The 21,588-nt window shown below is 41.8% G+C and carries 22 protein-coding genes; 6 read left to right on the plus strand and 16 right to left on the minus strand.

Annotated elements, in window-relative coordinates; translation table 11 throughout:
- Positions 1–90: 90 nt before the first annotated feature.
- Positions 91–279 (minus strand): aspartyl-phosphate phosphatase Spo0E family protein, encoded by a 189-nt coding sequence (locus ABXS70_RS23995; protein WP_366291392.1) that lies wholly within the window; start codon positions 277–279, stop codon positions 91–93.
- 414 nt (positions 280–693) lie between these two features.
- Here ABXS70_RS23995 and ABXS70_RS24000 point away from each other — a divergent pair, with 414 nt between their 5' ends.
- Positions 694–810 carry a putative holin-like toxin gene (locus ABXS70_RS24000; protein WP_222592206.1) on the plus strand — a complete coding sequence of 39 codons (117 nt, stop codon included), beginning with the start codon at positions 694–696 and terminating at the stop codon, positions 808–810.
- A 263-nt stretch (positions 811–1,073) separates the two neighbouring features.
- Here the strand turns inward: ABXS70_RS24000 and ABXS70_RS24005 are convergent, their stop codons facing one another.
- A complete protein-coding gene (locus ABXS70_RS24005) occupies positions 1,074–1,781 on the minus strand; it encodes an AAA family ATPase (protein WP_366291395.1) in 708 nt (235 codons plus the stop codon).
- 11 nt (positions 1,782–1,792) lie between these two features.
- Positions 1,793–2,554 (minus strand): hypothetical protein, encoded by a 762-nt coding sequence (locus tag ABXS70_RS24010; protein ID WP_366291398.1) that lies wholly within the window; start codon positions 2,552–2,554, stop codon positions 1,793–1,795.
- 253 nt (positions 2,555–2,807) lie between these two features.
- Here ABXS70_RS24010 and ABXS70_RS24015 point away from each other — a divergent pair, with 253 nt between their 5' ends.
- Positions 2,808–3,167 carry a PadR family transcriptional regulator gene (locus ABXS70_RS24015; RefSeq protein WP_366291400.1) on the plus strand — a complete coding sequence of 120 codons (360 nt, stop codon included), beginning with the start codon at positions 2,808–2,810 and terminating at the stop codon, positions 3,165–3,167.
- Complete coding sequence (locus tag ABXS70_RS24020; RefSeq protein ID WP_366291402.1) at positions 3,133–3,855, plus strand: permease prefix domain 1-containing protein; 723 nt, start codon at positions 3,133–3,135, stop codon at positions 3,853–3,855. Before ABXS70_RS24015 ends, ABXS70_RS24020 begins: the two co-directional genes overlap by 35 nt.
- Positions 3,856–4,556: 701 nt before the next feature.
- Here the strand turns inward: ABXS70_RS24020 and ABXS70_RS24025 are convergent.
- The 8 genes from ABXS70_RS24025 to ABXS70_RS24060 form a co-directional block, all read right to left on the minus strand.
- Entirely contained in the window at positions 4,557–5,456 is a 900-nt protein-coding gene (locus ABXS70_RS24025) for an ABC transporter permease (RefSeq protein WP_366291404.1), read from the minus strand.
- Complete coding sequence (locus ABXS70_RS24030; protein ID WP_366291407.1) at positions 5,449–6,348, minus strand: ABC transporter ATP-binding protein; 900 nt, start codon at positions 6,346–6,348, stop codon at positions 5,449–5,451. Before ABXS70_RS24030 ends, ABXS70_RS24025 begins: the two co-directional genes overlap by 8 nt.
- A gap of 100 nt (positions 6,349–6,448) precedes the next feature.
- A complete protein-coding gene (locus ABXS70_RS24035) occupies positions 6,449–6,964 on the minus strand; it encodes a hypothetical protein (RefSeq protein ID WP_366291410.1) in 516 nt (171 codons plus the stop codon).
- 401 nt (positions 6,965–7,365) lie between these two features.
- A complete protein-coding gene (locus tag ABXS70_RS24040) occupies positions 7,366–7,545 on the minus strand; it encodes an aspartyl-phosphate phosphatase Spo0E family protein (RefSeq protein WP_366291413.1) in 180 nt (59 codons plus the stop codon).
- A gap of 307 nt (positions 7,546–7,852) precedes the next feature.
- Positions 7,853–9,208: a helix-turn-helix transcriptional regulator gene (locus ABXS70_RS24045; protein ID WP_366291416.1), complete on the minus strand. Its 1,356-nt coding sequence runs from the start codon at positions 9,206–9,208 to the stop codon at positions 7,853–7,855.
- Positions 9,209–9,238: 30 nt separating this feature from the next.
- Positions 9,239–10,609, minus strand: a complete 1,371-nt coding sequence (locus ABXS70_RS24050; protein ID WP_366291419.1) for a helix-turn-helix transcriptional regulator — start codon at positions 10,607–10,609, stop codon at positions 9,239–9,241.
- Between the two features lie 254 nt (positions 10,610–10,863).
- The gene (locus ABXS70_RS24055; protein ID WP_366291422.1) at positions 10,864–12,249 is read right to left on the minus strand and encodes a helix-turn-helix transcriptional regulator; all 1,386 of its coding nucleotides are present in this window, start codon (positions 12,247–12,249) and stop codon (positions 10,864–10,866) included.
- A gap of 103 nt (positions 12,250–12,352) precedes the next feature.
- Positions 12,353–12,928: a TetR/AcrR family transcriptional regulator gene (locus ABXS70_RS24060; RefSeq protein WP_366291425.1), complete on the minus strand. Its 576-nt coding sequence runs from the start codon at positions 12,926–12,928 to the stop codon at positions 12,353–12,355.
- 472 nt (positions 12,929–13,400) lie between these two features.
- On the opposite strand from ABXS70_RS24060, the gene ABXS70_RS24065 reads away from it, so the two are divergent.
- Positions 13,401–14,621, plus strand: coding sequence for an MFS transporter (locus tag ABXS70_RS24065; RefSeq protein ID WP_366291428.1), 1,221 nt, complete (start codon positions 13,401–13,403; stop codon positions 14,619–14,621).
- A 448-nt stretch (positions 14,622–15,069) separates the two neighbouring features.
- Here ABXS70_RS24065 and ABXS70_RS24070 read toward each other — a convergent pair whose 3' ends face one another.
- On the minus strand, positions 15,070–15,480 hold the full coding sequence (locus tag ABXS70_RS24070; protein ID WP_366291431.1) for a DUF2000 family protein: 411 nt from the start codon (positions 15,478–15,480) through the stop codon (positions 15,070–15,072).
- Positions 15,477–16,040, minus strand: a complete 564-nt coding sequence (locus tag ABXS70_RS24075; RefSeq protein WP_366291434.1) for a hypothetical protein — start codon at positions 16,038–16,040, stop codon at positions 15,477–15,479. Before ABXS70_RS24075 ends, ABXS70_RS24070 begins: the two co-directional genes overlap by 4 nt.
- Before the next feature lie 207 nt (positions 16,041–16,247).
- Here ABXS70_RS24075 and ABXS70_RS24080 point away from each other — a divergent pair, with 207 nt between their 5' ends.
- Positions 16,248–17,489: an ATP-grasp domain-containing protein gene (locus ABXS70_RS24080; protein WP_366291437.1), complete on the plus strand. Its 1,242-nt coding sequence runs from the start codon at positions 16,248–16,250 to the stop codon at positions 17,487–17,489.
- Positions 17,490–17,573: 84 nt separating this feature from the next.
- Complete coding sequence (locus tag ABXS70_RS24085) at positions 17,574–18,959, plus strand: MFS transporter (RefSeq protein ID WP_366291440.1); 1,386 nt, start codon at positions 17,574–17,576, stop codon at positions 18,957–18,959.
- A gap of 342 nt (positions 18,960–19,301) precedes the next feature.
- Here the strand turns inward: ABXS70_RS24085 and ABXS70_RS24090 are convergent, their stop codons facing one another.
- From ABXS70_RS24090 to ABXS70_RS24100, 3 genes are all read right to left on the minus strand, one after another.
- Positions 19,302–20,366: a Glu/Leu/Phe/Val dehydrogenase gene (locus ABXS70_RS24090; RefSeq protein WP_366296756.1), complete on the minus strand. Its 1,065-nt coding sequence runs from the start codon at positions 20,364–20,366 to the stop codon at positions 19,302–19,304.
- A gap of 357 nt (positions 20,367–20,723) precedes the next feature.
- Complete coding sequence (cdaS, locus tag ABXS70_RS24095) at positions 20,724–21,359, minus strand: sporulation-specific diadenylate cyclase CdaS (protein ID WP_366291442.1); 636 nt, start codon at positions 21,357–21,359, stop codon at positions 20,724–20,726.
- Positions 21,317–21,442, minus strand: a complete 126-nt coding sequence (locus ABXS70_RS24100; RefSeq protein WP_366291445.1) for a hypothetical protein — start codon at positions 21,440–21,442, stop codon at positions 21,317–21,319. Before ABXS70_RS24100 ends, cdaS begins: the two co-directional genes overlap by 43 nt.
- Positions 21,443–21,588 lie beyond the last annotated feature (146 nt).

Below are 21,588 nucleotides of genomic sequence, written 5' to 3' on the forward strand. Positions count from 1 at the left end.
TAGGCAGGTTGAAATAGGGCATTTTATAAAGACTCTATAAGTGTTCTAATCTTATAACTTGAATATGGTCATATCAAAAAACCGACTGCATTATGCAATCGGCTGTCTTTTCATAAAGTGTTTTTTATATTGAAATCGATAATATTCGTTAATTAATTCATCCAAAATCATGGACTGTTCGAGGACTTTGTTATCCTGCATGCCATGATTCTCTGCCAACCAACGTAACTCCTGCCTATTCTGCTCGATTCGATCTTTGATCTGCAGCGGTTCACTCACAGCATACACCCCCTCTTTGTATAACATAATAGGATAGATTGCCAAAAAATTCATATTTTGTTCCTTTGCAAAATTTAATGTTTATTGCCGGAGTGTAATTTCATAAATTTAGTCTTGTTGATATTGTCAAATGCTAACACCCTACTACAACATATGGATACATGATCTATAGTTACAGCTATATACCGTACTCTATCTATCTTTCATTGGAAATCTCCAACTATAATTTAGATTATCCTTTTACCTTGATGATGAAAATTATTGTTGTCGAATACGATCAGTAGTTATATGAATCAGATGTGTTCTGATCACTGCAATGATGTCCAATTCAATATTGCTTATGGTATAATATTCCTATCAACAGAATGGCTAATATGGGTGGTCGGCTAGTCTCCTGCAAAGGAGGTGATGCCTGTGGCGATTGAAACGGTATTGACATTAATGATCAGTTTTGCCGGGTTCATTGTAACCTTGATTGGACTGATTGTAACTATTGTCATTGCCTTAAATAATCAAAACAAAAAGAAATAGACCGCCCCCGCTAAGGTAAAGGTCTATTTCAGCTACCTATGCACAGCCACCGCCCTTAGAAGCGGCTGTTGTAAAGAGTGAGGATGTTAGCGCATCCTTGCTCTTTTTTTATTATCTCCAGTTTAGCACAGTTTGCTGCACAAGTTAACTCTTTACTGGTAATTATTGTAGCTCAGTTTCGGAGTAACTTTTCGATAAAGGGCTCACACTTTACTGCAGCATTCAGGTTATTTAATTTATTTAGTGTAAACGAAACGCCCCTCCTACTTCACCTGCTTTATAAACGCCAAGTCAGGATTCACTCCATCTCCCATTTCAATAAATGTATCATATGATCCACTAAAGGTTATTTTGCCTTGATGAATGAAATGCAGCACACACTGGATATTTGCAATATCCTGCAGATGATGGTTCGAGACCAGTACAGTGCACTCATTATGGAGTGCCAGCTTTAGGATTCTTTTTAAAATATGATAACGCATCTCCGGATCGATCCCTGCTAGTGGCTCATCGAAGATATACAATTTCCTCTTCATTAATGTGATGGCCAGAATACATAAATAGCGCCTCTCCCCAACAGACAGCTGCCCGAACTCCATATTCCATACACGCTGTACCAAATCCACCTCAGCTGGACTCATATCTCCATCTACATAAGGTTCATTATTCACTTCAATACGGTTGGAGTGATCGGAGTACAGAAAAAAACGAAAAAGATCCTTTGCCTTTAAGGTTAGAGGAAATAACAAACCCTGCAGCTGGTAGATGATTTCGTTCTCATCAGGAACACCTTGTATTTCTGGCGGGCGTTTTATCACATTCGCGATCAGATCCAATAATGTCGTTTTACCGGAACCATTTTTGCCAATGATCATATTCACGGTCTGTTCAGGAAACCCCACATGCAAATGATCCAGATTTTTGCGAGAGGCTTTGGGATAAGAAAAGCTCAAATCTTCAATTTTAATCATAGATCCTCCTGCTATGTCCGATGTGTTCTGGATATGACTTTCACAAACTTGAGTGCGATGAGTCCGCAGGTAACATAACAAAGTGTAATGAAGCTCATGTTGATCAGACTCAAATGTGGAAAAGGACTATCTATAAACCATTCCGCTATTAAAAAGGTTAGATTGCGAACATATTCCATTGGATTAATAAACACCAGATATAGACCGTATTCTGTTGTATACGCCAGCCCCTTTGCAGACAGAAAAAACATGACCAATAGACTCATACTGATCACCGCATTCAGCGACTCCTGCCTTACCGGAAGAAGCATGAGGATAAGCGTTAATAAAATGACCATGACAGACCCCAATATACAGCTTGTTAAAGACACGGCGAGAAACAAAGCAACCTGTCCAAAGCTATCCAGAAATATCACTCCCGTTATTAGCGAGAACAGAAGAATGGTCAAGAACAGAAAACCAATTTGGTTCAGAGCTTTTCCCCAAATAATAGGATATTTACTACCCGAGATAAATTTGAACATCTTGAAAAAACCGCTCTCCCTTAGAGAGATCAGATTGGTCGTCACATCGATGGACATCACAAAGATAATATATGAAACGAATACACTCGTTTGGATGTAAAATTCATTGATCTCAGGCCCCTGGGTAAACCATTGATAGTTAAAAATAAAAAACGCAATAAGGGGAAATAACAGATACCATACGAATGCCACTTTGTTGCTTAACATCATTTTAGTAAACAGCCGGAAGTATTCACGAGTTATTTTCAAAAAACAACCTCCAATTGATCCATTGTTACATGCTGTATTAAGAGATGACACAAAAAAACATAATCCAATTATATAATATTTTGTAAATAATTTAATAGCATTACCATCAGAAATATTGATTATGTATAGTCTACTTCTATCAAAAAGATGAATTTATACAATATCAAGCTCAAAGATCACCCTATTTCCTTGAATTAATTTCAAATATATGTTAATTTAACTACATAGAAATACATAGTAGGTGGTGTACCCGTTGAAAAATGAAATGATCAAAGGATATATCGATGGTATTGTGCTCTCCATTCTGATTCAAAGGGATGCATACGGATATGAGATATCTCAACATATTAATCAAGTAACCGACGGTGCATTTCTGCTCAAGGAAGGCACGCTGTATCCTGCATTAAAGAGACTGGAGGCTAATTCTTATGTCGAAGGCTACTGGGGGGAACAGGAAGGCGGGCCCAGACGAAAATATTACAGGATAACAGATGAAGGCCAACTTCGACTTGAAGCGATCAAAAGCTCATGGGAACAAAATACACAGATCATTAATGTTTTCTTAGGAGGAACGGCAAATGGACATTCAATCTTATTTAGACCAAGTGTTTAAGAGAACCTTTTTATCTAAACGAGAACGCACTGATTTGGCAGAAGAAATGGCTGCACATTTGCATTCCTCCAAGGAGCATTATATGAATGAGGGATGCACTGACGAGCAAGCAGCCACCAAAGCTATAGCCTCTTTTGGCGATTCGATCACCATAAGAACGAAATTGACTCAAGCGACCTATGGTCTATCAAGCAAACTGATTCTGCGGTTTATAACGATAAGCTTTCTCTTATATTTAAGCTCCCTGTTCACAGGAATAATTCTTCATTACTACGATGTTCATAACCGAGCGATCGAACTTTTCCCTGTAGTCTTCATTACTCTATGTGCCATGAGCAGTGCTTTACTGCTGACTCGCAAAAACACAGATCGTTGGTGTCTATTGTCGGTTCCCATTTTATTCGGGTTAGGATATTTGCAGGCATATCTAGGTCTTTTCAAAAATAGGCTTGGGGGCGCGGATTCATTTACGCTTTTTGAAAATTTATTTTTCAGCGGTGCGTATGACTTTTCAGGGCGCAGCAGCTTTCATGTTTATCGGTGGTCTGATCCTAGCAGTTCAAACACTCATTTTGTTTATTTTCAGCAAAAACCTCTATATTTCTTTGATGCCTTTTGTATTCCCCATTCTTTACACCGTATCTCACATGGTTGTTTTTGGACCATATTATATGTTCATTGGAGATGACTTTAGTTCGTCCGTTGCCAATGGATACAGCGTTTTTGCAGTCAGTAACATTCAACGTCTTTCCGATATCGGTGTGAAACTAGGTATGTGTCTTGTCTTGTTTTTCACTTTAGGTTTAGTGAAGAAGCGGATATTTAAATCTAAGCTTCAGGCTGGATGAGTTGAAATGAAATATTAGATTAATTAAAAAATAAGCCGCTTGTAATGAAATAAGAGCTGGCTTATTTTCCATGTATATGTTGATTTTCACTATTGGGGATGAATTATGATACCTCTCCATACTGTAAGCTTAATTCGAGATCAACATAAGCAGCTTACTTCCGACCCAAAGTAAATAACCAGCCTGGGTGATGATATACATTGATCGTTCCACACCTGTTAATCGCCTTTGTCTTTTAATTCTTCTTAAGTGTAGAAAATATAAAAAGGAACTAACAAGTAAAAAAAGGATTCCCAAATCATTAAGTGCATTTAAAATAGGTATCTTAATCATCTCCTTCCCCTCTTATATGCCGCTACAAATGAAGGGATTTACACAGATCAATTTAGCCGGCTGGAGCAGGAGCACATGTTAAACCAAAAATAAAAATGGCGACTGGAGGAACTCCTTCACTTGGCTTGACAATCCATCTGTTGAAAAAGAGCCTATCTTAGAAATGGATAATTAAGTTAATTTAAGAATGTGGCTGTTTAAAAGATTTCTATGGCATGAGAGTCCTTTGTTTCTTTAAAGCAATCCATGTTACTAACAGGAAAAACAATGTATACGCTAAGGTAAACAGCATGCTTGTCGTTACAGAATAAATGTCAGGCATATCGTAGAATGAAACAATTCCTCCATAAGCCGTATCTCTAAATAAAATAGGAAGCATTGATTTTTGAATAAATAAAGGTAAATACTGTCCTACAGACCAACTATGGAATACTGATGATTCAATGGTTGGGTAGATAAAACCCACGATGATCCCCGCCATTAAACTTTTGCTCAAAACGGTGATGCAGCCTGCAAACATCCCCCACAATAACAGACTTATAATAGAACCTAACATTTGTAGAGAATAATCTTTAATCGTTATTATTTTCGTGTTTACTAAATCCATCGGAAGATTAAAAACAGCTGGAGTGACATAGCTAAACATCATTCCTACAAGTATTGTCAGCAATATAAACAAAAGAGTAAATGTAAATATAGCCATGAATTTTGCGAGCAGCACTTCTAAACGCGTCAAGCCTTGAACCCATAATTGTCTGAGCGTAAAGCTCCGGTATTCTATTCCAAATATCAGTGCACCAATGATAGAGATTACGATTGGTCCTAGGGCATTTACAGAAGCCAGCGAATAGGGTATTGCCATTTTAGGACTCAAGATAAATAACATCGCGGATAAAGAACTACTGGAAGGTTCTGAACCACGGATAAATTGATATGTTTGTTCCAGAGAATATCCGCTATTATCCATAAACGCTTGGAAAGAGTTCTGGAAATTTGATCCGACACTTAAATATGTGTATATAACAAATACGAGGAAGATCACAGTTGACCATATACTGAACGGGTGTTTCATAAGCTTAATGCATTCATTTGTATAGGATTTAATCATGATTTCCCCCCTCTACAAGCTGATTGTAAATAGATTCCCACTCTTGTACATGATTCAAAGGAATCCATTCGTTAATCAAAACATTTTTTTGGCGTAATGCATCTTGAAAAGACTCAAATGTACAATTTTTATCAAGCGTAATTCGCCAAGAAAAACGATCTAACCTGTTTGCATTCAGTACTCCATCTAGTTCCAAAAGTTCATTCGTGCTAAACTCTGCGTTTACTTTGATTTGAATTAATTTTGGCTGCACACCATCATTATAATCAGATATATCCAGTTCTTTTTCAATTCGTCCATTAATCATCATACCAAGTCTGTTACAGCAATGTTCTATTACATCCCACTCATGGCTCGCTATAACTAAACAACATCCTTGATTGGACATATCTTGAATTACTTCAACCAACCTTTTATAGGAGTAATGATCGAGTCCATTTGTTGGTTCATCCAAAAGATAAACTTTCGCATTCTTCGAAAGAGCAATAGCTATTCCTAGTCGTTGTTTCTGACCGAAAGACAGCGTCTTCACTTTCTTTTTCATTATTTGTGGTGTAGTCAGATCTAGTTTTTTCAATATTTTCAACGCTCTTTGTGGATCAGGGGACAATAATCGCACATTATCGTTACCCGTTAAATGGGAATAGAAAGAAGTGGGTTGGAATGACATACTCGTTTGGTTAAATTGATTTAATTTCTCTTCAATAAAAATATTTCCTGAGGTTGGTGAGAGGAGTCCAGCTAAGCTGGATAATAAAGTCGTTTTGCCAGAACCGTTGATTCCTACCAATGCATAAACATCACCAGCATGGAGAGAAAGAGAAATATTATTTAGTATCAGATCATTTTTAAATTTGATCTTCAAGTTATCTACTTTCAGAATTCTGTTCATATTTAGCTCCTTTCGACTCTCATCCTTTATACCAACAAATACTAGGATAAGGTCATTATGGACCCATCCAAGTATTTTTGTTTTTCATATGTTGTCTAACTTATTGAGCAGTTGAGCTGCCAGTCGAAGAAACATTAATTAGAATACGACTTGTAAATTCTGATCCTCCTGCGTGACCCCATGGTGTAGGAATTCCGCTCTCAAACAATACGCCTTGGTTCGTTTGCCCCGTTGAAGTATATTTATAATTCCATTTGTTCTCCTCGTCTTTGAAACCGTAGAGCGGAGCAGTAGAATTATTTTGCCACAGATTACCGAAGTCTGTTATTTTACCGTTATCCCAAGTCCATTGAGCAAACGCTTCTTGAGTCGCAACTGTAATTCCATACAAATTTTTATAGCTTTTCACCCATGAATGAGTTGAAATTGTCGCAAATGTTGAAAATCCATCGTTATTTGCTCCTGGCACTGGGGCTACATATGATTCAGAACCAATAATTGAAGTATCCGGAATTTCCACGTTCTCCGCTGCGAATGTTGGAGCAACACTCCCCAATGCTAATCCTGTACTCATAACAGCGACAGACAACATTTTTAAGAATGAATTTTTTTTCATTTTGGAATTCTCCTTTTTTTTGGACTGAGAAACGTTAAAAATCAACCAGCAACACTTCAAAAATTATGCATCTAAATATCGATCACCTCCGTTTCCAGAAAAAAGAACCGTCAATCTTTTTATAAAACATGAAGTACAATATAATTGACCCCCATAATAATCTTAAAACATTTTGAAAAAAAATACTAAAAAAACCTTCTTATGAATAAATACCCATAAATAAAAAGTAGAGTAGGCAATATTTATTGGCAATTAATGCTGACGCTCCAAAGACTGTACACAATCTCACATGTTCGGTTCCGGTTCTTATTATATGTTCTCTGCAGGAAACTTTAGTTCTTCCTTTACCTATGATTTAACATCTTTCGGATTTGTCTTGAAATCAGTATGTGTATTGTATTTTACTTTTTAATATTCATATTCATTCCTAAAGTAAATCGATTATACTCATTAATTAGCTCATCCAACGCCATAGACTGCTCAAGCACTTTCACATTCGGGATTCCATATTGATCTACCAAGCGACTCAACTCTTGCCGACCTTGCTCGATTTGGTCTTTCAAGATACTTAGTTCTCTCATGGCATGTACCCCTCTAGGACATTCTAGAAAAACATTAAATATGAGTAAGCTATTAGTTTCGCTCATGACTACAAGTGCTTTTTAGAACATATTATGTTTTGCATAATATTGTAAAAAGAATTCTTTGGAAAAAACACTGCGCTCTGCCTAATCCTTTTTCAAAATACAAAACAGCCTACCTCAAAAGCAGATAGGCTGTTTGTTTTATTTAATATTTATCGTCTTAAATAATTGTGAATATGTCTCTTGCTGAGACAAACTAGCTTGCTGTCTATAAGTTCCGTATAAATCAACGCACATTACTGTATCAAAAAGTCGGCAAACTTAACTTTCCTACTACATTTTTGTACTTTTGAATCTGTGTTTCATTGGCTTCACTCCGATACTCCCCGTACAAATCTAAACATTTAATACACATCAGGTCATCTTTACTTGAAGAAGAGAGATCTAAACACATAAGTAAAGCATCAATTCCGAGCGAATAATTACGTTGTTTTAATTGATAATTTGCCAATTCAAAGTAAAAAAATTTATATTCTTTGTTTAACCTTTGATCTTTATAGCCACCTTTACTTTGCATGTCCTTATTAAAAAATTGGATCTGATAATCAAACCTATTCAGAGCATATTCAACGTTAAAAGAATACTGATTAGCTGCTTGCAAAATATTAATAAGTCCCACTAATATCTCTTCTGGATTGCTCTCGATATAATCCAAATAAGAATCGATTACATTTTCTTGACCAAGCATTAATTGGTATAACTTTCGATTCCCCTCCCCCCATTTTTTGAATAAATTTATTATTTTTTGATCCTCTTCGGTAGGATTCTCGATTTCAATTATCCTCATGTATTTCTCCATATACTTTATGGCCTTATCATATTCCCTGCCGGCCTCATATACACTTGCTACCATTAAATTTGCATAGGCTGTATATGTAAAAAGAGGATAGGCTGTTAGCCTTCTTTTATTTTTTCGCCTACGGGATTGCATCTCTAATTGAAATTCAGCTTTCCGTTCCAGTTCCCGTGCCCATGCATCAACCTTGTCCCACAAATGTATCGTCATATACACGTTAGCCAAGTCTTTAATTGCATCCAGTTGCACTTCTTCATTTAATTTATCAATATACGGTTCAAACTTTACTGCTGCATTGAGATTATCAAAGTTACTCAGTGTTTTATGAAGCAGGAAGATACGGTACTGGCAAAGGGCCAACCGCTCCGAATGTTGATACTTCTCACTGTCGGCCACACATTCATATAAAAGGAGTGCCGATTCATTCATACTTTTACTATAGAGACTCTCTGCCACATCAAATAACTCATCAATATAGGATTGATCATCTGTCACATGAGTAATGACTTGTTGTATAATATCTAGCTTACCAAGTTCAGCACAACGATATAAAAACGGTTCTAAGCGCCTCCAATGGGGCGCAGATTCAATAAAACATTCAACTCCATACATTTCATAAAAGTACCCCTGTTCCAAACCCATTGCTGATGTGATTTGGTCTAGTTGATTCATCGAAATAAGCCTGGTTCCTTTGATGATCGCACTTAATGTGCCAACATTAATGTCAGCCATTTCTGAAAATTGCTGTAGCTTATATCCCTCATTCTTCAAGTAATCCTCAATATAGGAACGTATATTGGACATTATCTTCATCGTCCTCCCCCAGATAATTCACTATCGAAAAGTCGGTACACCTAATTTATCTATTAGTTTTGTATACTGCTCTTCCTGGGTCTTACTAGCAAAATATCTGTATTTTCCGAATAAATCAATGCATTTGATACACATCATGTCATCATTACTTGAGACAGAACGTTCGAAACTAGTAATTAAATGTTCAATCCCCTTTTCAATCTGGTTTTGATTCAATCTGTATTTTGCAAGTTCGTAGAATAAGCGTATATATCTAAGATTCAACGACTGTTCGTTATATGTCCCTTTTAAATATTTCTCTATTCTAATGTCATTGATATGATTTTTGAATCTATCTAATGCATTGTCAATATTGTATGAGCACTGGTTAGCAGCCTTCACAATATATACGAATGCTGTTAAGATTTCTTTAGGATTGGCATCCAGATAATTTAGGTAATCATCTAAAATATCAAAATCGCCCAACAATAATGTATATAAATATCGATTGCCCTCAGCCCAACCCTTGAATCGCTCTATCAATTCTTGCTCTTCCTCTGTCGGATTATTAATTCCATCCATAATATCCTCATAAACATCTGTGTATTTTAAAGCCTTCCTGTACTGCTTACGCTTTTCGGATACAGTTGCTTTTAACAAATTCGCATAAGCTTTATAACTGAATGCCGGATAATGCGCAATTCTCAATTTATTTCTCCGCCTGTTGGTTCGAAGATTAAGCTGAAAGTCAACTCTCTGTTCTAGTTCTTCAGCTAGCTCCAAAACTTTATCCCACAGATGTATTGTGCTGTACAAATTAGCTAAATCTTTAATGGCATCCATCTGTACTTCCTCATTCAATTTATCAATATAGGGTTCAAACTTTATTGCTGCATTGAGATTATCATATTTATTCAGTGTTTTCTGAAGCAAGAAAATGCGGTACTGGCATAAGGCCAACCGCTCCGAGTGTTGATACTTCTCACTGTCTGCCACACACTCATATAAAATAAGAGCTGCTTCATTTAATCCTCTAGCAAAGAAGCCTTCAGCTACTTCAAATAACTCTTCTATATAAGATCGGTCGTCCGTTACATGAGTGATAACTTGTTGTATACAATCCAGCTTACCAAGTTCAGCACATTCATATAGATATGGTTCCAATCGTCTCCAGTGGGGCGTAGATTCAATGAAGGATTCCACTCCGTAAGTTTCATAAAAATACCCCCTTTCTAATCCCATTGCAGAAGTGATCTGATTCAGTTGGTTCATAGACATTGGTCTGCTACCTTTAAGAATGGCACTTATTGTCCCAACATTGATTCCTGTAATATCGGAAAAATGCTGCAACTTGAGATTTTGTTCTCTCATATATCTTTCAATATGTACTCTTATCGTAGGTAGCGATTCCACGATCTCACCTCCGTCACACAAATCTCTTATAATTCAATTACATATAATAAATGTTATTTTAATCCTGTATTTTACATCGGTCAATCTAAGCAAATACAAAAAAGCTTACTCTCGTTACTTGAAAGTAAACCTTTTTGAAAAATTTAATATATCTTTGCTGTTATAATTTTCCTGTACCATGCGGATAATTCAGTATTTGTAAAGGTGCATCGATATCAAAATTACCTAATTGACTGATATTAATAATCATAAAGCTAAGCAAGATTACATAAAAGATTTTCTTTTTTTTCATAAGATTTCTGAACCTCCATCATTATAGTTTTGTATTGGTGCTCGATTTCAGTGGCACCCATGTTTTTGTACTTCTCATATAGGGAAATACAATGAATGATAACTGTTTGATTGTTAAATCGTACAGATTCCCTCAGACAGTGCATAAGCTGCTTCAAACCCTCTCGATATTCATGGCGATTCAAGTGATAGAGAGAAAGTTCTAGCAAGAATGCAACACAAATCTCATTTTTCATCTGCTCAGTGTAGCCTTTTAAACTTTTAATTTCCGAGTTAATTTGATCCCTGAATTTATACAAAATATCATCAATATTTTTATCAAACTTATTAGCTGCCTCTAAAATATTAATGATTGCAGGTAAAATTTCTTCTTCATTTTTCTCGATAAATTCCAAATAAGCAGGTAATACACTGTATTCACCCATCATTAATTTATATAAATAAGTATTGGCTTCCGTCCATCCAGCAAATTTATCAATGAAAATCTGATCTTCTTCATCCGGTTCAGAGACATTAGCGAGTTTGGCATAGATCTCTGTGTAGACTAATGCCTCGTCATAACGTCCCTGCCCCTCACATGCTGATGACTTAAGCAAATTGGAATAAGCTCTATATACAAACAAAGGATAGGAGGTGAGTCTATCACTTTTGTCTATTTTTTTCTTTGTATATGATTGCAAGATTTTCGTTTTCTGATCTAATTCTTCAGCCAAATTGAATACCTTGTCCCAATATCGAAGAGCAGTGTACGTATTCGCCAAATCCTTAATCGCATCCAGCTGCCTTTCCTCATCCAGCCGATTAATATATGGCTCGAAGTGCACGGCGGCCCGGAGGTTATCATGCTGATTCTGACCGAGCGAGAGAGTGAAGATGCGATACTGGCACAGGGCCAGGCGCTCGGAATGCTGGTATTTCTCGCACTCGGCTACACATTCGTATAACATGCGGGCTGCTTTTTGCTGACCGCGCTCCAGCATACCTTCGGCCATCTCAAATAGTTCCGAGATGTAGGAGCGATCGTCCGTCACCTGTTGAATGACCCGCTGGATGCAGTCCAGCTTGTCCAATTCTGCGCAGCGCTGCAGGAAAGGCTCAAGCCTTCGCCAATGAGGAGCCGATTCTACGAAGCACTCCGCACCGTACGTCTCATAGAAATAACCTTCCTCTAAATTCATGCCCTGGGTAATTAGATCGAGCTGCGCCATGGCGATGGGGCGTGTTCCCTTAATAATGGCGCTAAGCGTTCCAGCGTTCACTCCCGATATATCCGCAAAGTATTGAAGTGTATACCCCTGTTTCCTGATGTAATCCTCAACCGTTGAGCGTATCGTAGCTGCAGGTTCCATATATCCCACCTCCACAAATAAAATCCAGAAATTTGAATTTTTATGATTACACCAATTTTAATCCTAAATTTTACAGTGGTCAATAAAAATCGTGGCAATTATTTTACATTTGTGTGCTGCCCAAAAGCTCTGCTAACAATTTCGGTACAAATGTATCATCCATCGGCTCACCCGTGACCAGCATCCGGTAGAACACAGGCCCGTAGATCATGTCGATATACAGCCCAATGTCCAGTCCCTGCTTCAGCTCGCCGCGTTCTACACCTTTCTCCAGAATGCCCCATGCTTCACGGCGGCGCGGCTGAATATATCTGCTGCGGTATTCTTCCGCAAGAGCCGGATCAGACTGCCCCTCTCCGATAATCTGTGTAATGACTTTCCCTTCGGCACTTGTCAAAAATTGAACCAGATTCCCTGCATGAATACGCACATCCTCTAATACAGAGCCCGTATCCGGCACCGGCAATCTGGCCGTTAATGCCGACATGTATCCGTCCAACATGACCGCCCCTTTGCTTGGCCACCACTTATAGATCGTTGCTTTGCTCACCTGTGCACGTTCGGCAATCTTCTCCATCGTCACCGCAGCGAACCCATCCTCCAGCAGCAGTTCATATGCCGCCGTAAGGATTGCATTCTGGGTTTCCATGTTGCGGGGACGTCCTCTTTTTGCACTCATTGCTGACCCCTCCATTGTAATCCTTTAAATAAGCTCAACTAAAGTATTACACAATCACTTCAATGACAGAATAACCTTCCATCCGCTGTTATCCCCAGATTTTTTTAATTCCCTTTAATAAAGGGGAAAATCCGGTGATAAAGGCGACCGCTTCGCTTTTCCAGGTTTTTTCTGTCCTCTCCGTTATTTGTGTAAAAATAGTTCAGCTGGATAGCTACAAAAATTAAATTATCAAAACGATACGTTCATTATACTAAAATACAGCACCAATAGACATTTCAACTCCCCTTGCATTGCCGTTACATTTCTTTAAAATACCTTTTTTTATAACTGCCTATTTACAATACTAAACGTATCGTATATTATTTAGATATAAATAGTAAACGGAACGTTTAGTAATAACACCGCAAGTCATCACAGTTAGTACATGCATCTGTGTCACCCATCCTATATTTTATTGGAGGTCGAATTTATGAATACGAAACAAAGCCAAGTTGCCCAACCGACGAATACTGCAGTGCCTGGCTGGATTATTTTCCTGCTCGCCGCCTCCTGCGGTTTGATCGTCGCCAATCTGTATTACGCTCAGACGGTTCTCGGACCGATCAGCACCACAACAGGCCTTTCTTCTGGGGCTGCCGGTCTGATTGTAACCCTCACACAAATCGGATATGTCATTGGTCTGCTGTTCATCGTGCCGCTCAGTGATGTTATGGAGAATCGCCGTTTAATGATCCTGTTTCTTACCCTACTCGCTGCCGCGCTAATTACCGCCACCTTTTCTACAAGTGCTTTTCTCTTCCTCACGGCTTCGCTGCTCATCGGCATCGGGTCCGTTGTGGCACAAATTCTCGTACCCTATGCCACGTACCTGACCTCCGAAGAGCAGCGCGGACAGGTAGTCGGCAATGTCATGAGCGGCCTGCTGCTCGGCATTATGCTCGCACGCCCTGTCGCCAGCTTTATCACCAGCATTTGGAACTGGCAGGCAGTCTTTGCATTCTCGGCCGTGGTAATCGCCCTGCTCATGCTGCTGCTGTCACGGGCACTTCCCGTTCGTCAGCCTGAGCCGAACTTGAAGTACGGACAATTGATCCTGTCTCTCTTCACGCTGCTCCGCACGCTGCCTATGCTGCGGCGCCGGGCATTCTATCAGGCCAGTCTGTTCGGTGCGTTCAGCCTGTTCTGGACAACGGTCCCTCTAAGGCTGGCAGATGATTTCGGCTTGTCCCAGCAGGGCATTGCCTGGTTTGCTCTGGCAGGCGTGGGCGGTGCTGTTGCCGCTCCGATTGCCGGAAGATGGGCAGACCGCGGCTTCACCCGGGTACTCACCGGAGCCGCTATGGTGATTGCTGCTGCCGCCTTTGGTCTGGCATATCTGTTTCAGAGCCATTCTACACCGGCCTTGATCCTGCTGGTTGTCGCCGCCATCACGCTGGATATGGCTGTATCCGGCAATCTGGTGCTGGGACAGCGCATCATCTACTCCCTTGGCAGCGAGGCGAGAGGACGAGTGAACGGTCTGTTTATGTCAATCTTTTTCATCGGAGGTGCCATAGGTTCTTCACTCGGAAGCTGGTCTTATGCCCATGGCGGCTGGAACCTTACTACGCTCATTGGCCTAGTTATGCCGCTGCTCGCCCTGCTGTACTACTTCACAGAGAAAAAGGTTACAGCCGTAAGCGGCACATAACCTGTATCTGTACCTTTATCTTTATCTTTATCTTTATCTTTGTCTTTATCTTTGTCTTTGTCTTTGTCTTTGTCTTTGTCTTTGTCTTTGCCTGTACCTTTACCTCTGCCCGTACCAGTCTATACTTTATATACTTTTATCGTTACCTTTCCCTGCGGTTGTCTTCCTCCATTCCATCTGCATCTCCACCATATACAGAGCATTCATTTAAAAATGCCCCCTATACAAAGCAAGGGCAGAGGCCATCCATAGGATAGCTTCTGCCCTTATTGTTATGTTCGTACCTCGTGCGGACAAGTCATTCTGTCCTGCGCTAGTCACCGCTACTCTGCTCCGCTCTGTTCCGTTCTGTTTCGTTCCAACCAGACGCGACAACCTGAATGCTGTAGCTGTACCCCAGCTGTACCCTTTTTGAAGCGTATCCCCAGACCAGCCTTATTTCATTACACTATTTCATTACACTAAACTTCTTGGTCATTGCCCGAACGGACTCGTCTTCTCCCCATACAATGACACCTACGACTTTGGTCGCCTCCAATGTCATCGATGCAATCTCACTTGCATATTGTTCAAAAGCATTATTCAGGGACTGGCCCGTCTGTGTAAAAACAAGATGTCTCAAACTGCCGTTATCCTCGGAGCAGGATTTGACCAGATTGATCAGTTGATTCTCTCCCGCCTTCAAAATGACGGTGCTGTATCGGATACCCGCATGCTGAACACCGCTCTGATCCAATACAGGCTGATCCGAATACAACCCCGGCTCATTCAGGGCAGCTTGTCCCATGAGAAGCGCTGCCGCATTGGCTGCGGCCCCCTGCTCCAGATTTTTATCCAATATAATTGCAATTCTCTTCATACGAGTGCATTCACCCTCTGTGGTTTTTTCGTAAAGCATACCCAGGGCATTTGGATTCCCTCGCGCAGCACTTTGTACGTCACCAGTCCGTAATGATCCGCACAGAGCTGGTTCGTGAGCGCAATCGAGGTCTCCGTATTCAGCATGACCTGCCTGCAAGCCTCAGGGTTGGAAGATACCGTGCTGTTCTCTCTATAGGCAGTATTCAGTTCAGATAACAAGTATGTAGTTGCCGGATGATGATAAATCGTATCAATCTGCTCCGGACATACGGCATGGAAGCCGGACAGTACCAGTGCAGGAATTTTCTCTACAAAGCTTTCGGACACGACCAGATCTGAATCCATAATGAAGCTGTTCAGCTTGGGATACGCTCCGGGAACTAACAAACAGGAGATCACACCTGATTTCAGGTCTTCTGCAGCTGCTTCAAATTCGGGGTATGGCTTAATCATATCAGAATTATCCAGTTTTTTCGCAATATGCATGCTGCAGGTCAGGAAACCATCATTATCGCCCAATGTACCCAGTATGGCGTATTTATCTTTGGTTATCTCCATTTTTTTCTATTTCCTCCCTTTATTTTTCCAATTCGGTACGATATTATACCAAAAAATTCCTGCTGTCAATTAACACTTTAACGTAACAAAAATATGTATTCTTGTGCATATATTTTTACAAAAAATGTATTGTATATGGAAAATAATGAGCTATAATGTTATGAAATCCATTTTTTATGTTTTCAACTTCATTTTCGGGGAGGATTTATGAAAACGATCGTATACATATCCGATTTCAGGCTTCCATTGAATTTAAACTTCGTGAAACCTCTAACCAAGTTTACAGACTGCCATAAAATTCTGATTATTGAACGGCATCAATTACATCATCCCGAGCGGCTCGAACCATATTTTGATGAAATAAGGTATGTTGATTATCTTGAATCTGTGGATGCCATCCGGGGACATATCCTTCAAATTTTGCAATCGCACTCCATCATTGCTTTGTTAACTCCGGGTGAGAATGCCATAGAGATCGGCGGACAACTCCGTTCCGAATTCGGGATTCCTGGAATGCAGCGTAATCAGGCCGAGGCAGTTCGTAACAAATGGATTATGAAACAGATGCTGCATCAGCGCGGAATTCGCACGTCCCGAACAGCCATTGCGCTCCAGCAGCAGGACTATCTTCGTTTCTCTGCTGCGTATGGGTTCCCGATTATTGTGAAGCCGCTCAGCGGGTACGGGAGTATCAACACGTTTAAATTGTCCAGCATGGAAGAATTGCTGCATTACCTGCAGCATACAAGACAAGAGCAGCAGCGTGATCTGCTGGAAGAGTTCATTCAGGGTACAGAATTCCATTGTGACTCCATTGTGTGCCGGGGAGAAGTGGTTTTCGCTTCCGTTTCCCAGTACCTCTATAACTGTTTGGATATCGCAACGCAGCAGAAACCTCCGGCCAGCATTACCTTCCCCAAGGGCACAGAAGCGGATTTTATTCAACGTATCCAGGATATCAATAGACAAGTCATTGCCGCGCTTGGCATCAATCAATCTGTGACTCATGCCGAGCTGTTCCTCACGCCGGAAGGAGAAGTGGTTTTCGGAGAGATCGGAGCAAGAATCGGAGGTTCGCATGTGATGCCGCCTTGTATCAGGAATACGCACGGTGTGGATCTTTTTGAAGCCGTTACGGATCTGGAGCTTGGCACATATGCCTTTACGCAGCAGGAGACCAGTAACCAATTCACGGGTATGATCTGCTTCCCTTCACGCGCAGGTGTGATCCAGCACATCTCCGGGAGAGAGGATTATAAGGATGTTCCAGGCATCATTGAATTTAACGTCTCCTATGAAGTGGGGCAGCATGCAGGAGATGTAAACGACACGATGACCCGGTCAGGGTTCGCCATTGTGGAGGGTGATTCGTTCGAGGAACTACGTCAGACGCTGCTGGATATGTATGATCGATTCGTCATTGAGGTTGCGGTTCCCGAGAACGTGTAGATAACCAAGAAGATGCGGAGATCGACCTGAACAATGGTGGTTTGTTACTAGGAATTGGGGGATTCTTGGGGAGGAATGAAACGATTGTCTTTATTCAAAACATACGCGGGACTGAGCCGCGACATCTATTTTCTCTGCCTGGCAAGAACCATTAACAGCACGGGGGATTTTATTTTCTCGCTGATTACCTTGGTGCTTACCCTACAGATGGGCATGAGTGTGGTCAGTGCGGGTATTTTTGTATCTATGGCGGCTCTGATTAGCGGCCCCGGTGTACTGCTTGGCGGCTATTTGAGTGATCTGATCGGCAAAAAAACGATTATTGTCTCCGGGCAGGTTTTGTCTGCCCTCATGATCATGAGCTGTGCCTTCTGGTCAGGCACGATCACCATCGGTTATCTTCTGATTGCGGTCATGTTCTTCATCAGTATTACGCGCCCGGCGTATAACGCCTTCATTATTCAATTGTGCCCGGAAGAGAAGGAGCGAAAATCGGCCTTTTCCCTGATGTATCTCGGAGCCAATCTCGGTATAGCGCTTGGGCCGCTGATTGCCGGATTTTTTATCAAGGATTACGTGCATATCGTCTTCATGAGCATCGGTGCAGTATTTCTGTTCTCTACCTTCATTATCTGGAAGAAGGTTCATGTTCGGGTAAGTGACGACCAGGCTTTGCAGACTACGACTGAAAATTGGGCACATCATGTACATACACAGCAACCACAGGGGGAGCAACAGCCAGGTGAGAAGCAGCATCACCAGCCGGGGCAGCAAAATCCTAAACAAGGCAGCTCTCCATTTCGACAGCAGCAAGGATCGAAGCCCTCGCCTTCGCCATTGCTCCCCATGCTGCTGAGGAATCCGCTTGTTTTCTTTTTCATCGTGGTATCCTTTCTTAACTATTTTATCTACATGCAGTACTCGTTTAGTCTGCCACTGCAGATGAATCATTCCTTTGGTGAAAATGGCGCTGCTTATTATGGCTCTGTCATGACCATTAACGCGATCAGTGTCATTCTTCTCACCACGGTGGTTCTGTCCGTGACGCGCAGTTTCACGGCTCTGAACTCCATCGCGACAGGCGCTCTTTTTTATGGCATCGGATTCGGTGCACTGTACCTGCTCGGTGATTGGCCTCATTTCACTATCGTTGTGGTGTCCACGGTGCTGTGGACGGTTGGAGAGATTCTGGTGCAGACCAACATTAATTTGTATATCGCATCACGTGTACCCGACACCCATCAGGGAAGATTTAACGGCTTGCTGTTGTTCGTAGGTTGTCTGGGTTACACCCTTAGCCCTTATCTGACTGGCCTGTTCATTCGAGGCGTGAATATGGAGAGTGTATGGATTATTATTCTGGGTATCAGCCTGTTCTATGCGATCTGTATGGTACTTCTCTGGTATGTTGAAAAAAGCTTCACAACCAAACGTGGAATCGAATCAACTGATTTCTCGAAAAGTGTCTAAGTCTGAGCCTCGGTATATAAGAGCTTACTGCTTGTGCTAAAACAAAACGAGCAATCACACCAAAAAGGGACAATACTGAATTGGTTCTAAACGAAGGATATCCAAAAAAGATTTTTCGGATGTTACTACGCTCATTTGACCAAATCATCAGGATTGTCCCTTTAGTTAATCTACTTTTAGTTAATCTATTTCTACTTGCCTTACTTTGCTTTTACCCTTGTTAAGCCTTTGCTTTACCTACTACGTTTGTTTTGCTATGCCATTCCGCTTAACCCTCGTCTTACCTATCGTCTTACGCTTTGTCTTACATAAATCCAGCTTTCGGATGCTTGGCTGCAGAATTTATTTCCGCAATCTGCGTGCACTTAATGCATGATGTCCATTTTGTAAAAAGGTGCTGCGCGTATTCTTCATCATCTCGATTCGCTGCTCGGCCAGCTGATCTGCGGCAGCATAAGTAGGTATGCCTCCGGTACGAGAGCTTTCGAAAATTTTCTCAAGCGTAGTATAGATCTCTCCGATCTTCGCCCAAGCTCGCTCGGCGTGGTATCCGTTCAGCTCGTCGGCAATGTTAATCACACCGCCCGCATTAATGACATAATCCGGCGCGTATACGATGCCTCTCTGATACAGCTCATCGCCATGGCGTGGTTCCAGCAGCTGATTGTTGGCACAGCCCGCAACAACTTTGGCTTTCAGTGTTCGGAGCGTATCATCATTAATCGTGCCGCCGAGCGCACATGGCGCATAGATATCACACGCCACGCTTGTAATATCCGCCGGGTCAACAGCCTTTGCCCCATAACGATCTACCGCCAGCTTCACGGAATCCTTATGAATATCGGTTACGATGAGCTGTGCGCCTTCCTCGTACAGATACTTGCAGAGATGCATCGCTACATTCCCGACACCTTGAACGGCAATCGTCTTACCTTCCAGCAAATCGGTGCCGAAAGCTTCCTTCGCAGCTGCCTTGATGCCGCGGTATACCCCCCAAGCGGTTGCCGGCGAAGGGTTACCGGACGAGCCATAGCTTGCGGAGATGCCTGTGACATAATCGGTCTCCTGATGGATCAGATTCATGTCCTCTTCCGTGGTACCGACGTCTTCGGCGGTGATATAACGACCGTTCAAGCCTTGAATATAGCGGCCAAAGGCGCGGAACATCGCTTCATTTTTATCCCGGCGCGGATCTCCGATAATAACCGTTTTCCCCCCGCCCAGATTGAGGCCGGACACGGCGTTTTTGTATGTCATACCGCGAGCCAGGCGCAGTGCATCTTCAATAGCCGCTTCCTCTGAGGCGTATGTCCACATCCGTGTACCGCCAAGCGCAGGTCCAAGGGTCGTATCGTGTATGGCAATAATGGCTTTCAAGCCTGACTTCGGATCCTGGCATAGAACCAGTTCCTCATAATCATGCTCTCCATTGCTTTAAACCAACTCATCTGCTAACCGTCTCCTCTACCATTTATGAGATAAATTTGCATTTGTATAATTAACACTCCACCCCTATTTTACCCATATCCACCCAGTTTGTGCAAAATCACATTACCATGTTCGCTTTTCGCTTTGGAGTCGGATCGGTATTGCGATCCCAGTCCATACCGAATACTTCCTTGAATAAAACTCGCCATAGCAAAAAGAGGCCCCGCCTGTCACGTCATGACTGGTCAGCCCCTCCAACAGCTTATACCTGATATGCAACCGCCAGCTTGTGCAGCTCGCAGCTGGTCAGGTCAGTATGCTCATACTCCATTCGCTCTAGGTGAGCGTTTCGGCCACATTAATCGGATGCAGTGCTCCATCTACGGCAAAAGAAGCCTGCCCAGTCTCTTCCGAGACGACCAGCACAACCGCATCTGTCAGTTCACTTAATCCGAGTGCCGCCCGGTGGCGTGTACCCAGCTTTCGCTCATGCGCTTCAGCCTGGGATAGCGGCAGTACATTACCAGCAGATACAATTTGATTACCGCGAATAAGCACGGCCCCATCATGCAGCGGCGCGCCCGGAATGAAGAGCGACTCGAGCAGCGCATGCGTTACTTTGGCATCCACCGCTACCCCGGAATGAATCATCGGCGCAAGCGGAACTTCCCGTTCAATCACGATCAGTGCCCCATACCTGCGGTCAGACAGATGCTGCACGCTGGACGTCAGCTCTGCGAACTTCTCGGTAAATGGAGACAGGTAACAGTCGAGATAAAAAGAAGATGCGAGCACCTCAATGTGTTTGATCTCGGCCCGAATCTCGGCAAACTGCCCCAGCAAACAGACACTGTCATGGTCAAAACGCGATAATGTCTGATTCATTCGCTCTGCTACGCGGTGCAGGTCTGCCTTCAGCTTCTGCCGCATCAAGGAACTGTCGCAGTCTGCTTGTCCTGTTTGCTGTTCCATCTTGTGCCGCCTCCCTCTTCTCCATTATTGTCTGCACTCAGACTCGGCAGCGTTTGGGCTCGAATTCCATCATTAGTACCCATACCTTGCCCGCCAAAGACAAGCTTTATGCAGCGATAAGCTGTGAGGCTGTCACAAGAGAAACAAACAAGACGGACTGCTGAGCAAAAATCCACATACCTGTCATGAAATAAATTTGGATAAATGTTACAATAAATGCAATGCATTA

The sequence above is a fragment of the Paenibacillus sp. AN1007 genome (assembly GCF_040702995.1).
In the GTDB taxonomy this organism is placed as follows: Bacteria; Bacillota; Bacilli; order Paenibacillales; family Paenibacillaceae; genus Paenibacillus.